This window comes from Neoluteolibacter marinus, assembly GCF_014904755.1.
Taxonomy (GTDB): Bacteria; Verrucomicrobiota; Verrucomicrobiia; order Verrucomicrobiales; family Akkermansiaceae; genus Haloferula; species Haloferula marina.
Map to the genome: position 1 here is coordinate 1 of NZ_JACZFQ010000282.1, position 603 is coordinate 603.

1 pseudogene is annotated in these 603 nt (G+C 69.8%); it reads left to right on the top strand.

Features of this window, described 5'->3' with window-relative positions:
• Nucleotides 1-603 (top strand): annotated as a pseudogene (locus IG178_RS24865) (acetate kinase); the annotation flags it as partial.

A 603-nucleotide genomic window follows, 5' to 3' on the forward strand; every position in this document is an offset into this window, starting at 1 on the left:
CGGGCACCGCGTGGTCCACGGCGGCGAGCGTTTCTCCGCCCCGGTGCTGGTCAGCAACGAGATCATCCGCGCGATCGAGCGCCTGGCCCCGCTGGCCCCGCTGCACAACCCGGCCAGCGCCCTGGGCCTGCGAGCCATCCAGAAGAAGTGGCCGCACATGCCCCAGGTCTGCGTGTTCGACACGGCGTTCCACCGCTCCATGCCGGAGCACGTGTGGCGCTACGCGCTGCCCGAGGAGATGTACTCCGAGTACGGCGTGCGCCGCTACGGATTCCACGGCACCTCGCACGACTACGTCACCGGCGAGGCCGCACGCTTCCTGGGTGTGGAGCGCGACAGCTTCGACGCGGTCGTCGCCCACCTCGGCAACGGGGCCTCGGCCACCGCGATCAGGGACGGAGCGTCCTACGACACGTCCATGGGCTACACGCCGCTGGCCGGGCTGATCATGGGCACCCGCACCGGCGATCTGGACCCGTCGATCGTCACGGCCCTGCTCGAGCGCTACCCGGATCTCGATGCTCAGCGCCTGGACCAGATCATGAACAAGGAGTCCGGGCTCAAGGCCCTGGCCGGCCACTCGGACATGCGCACGGTCGACGA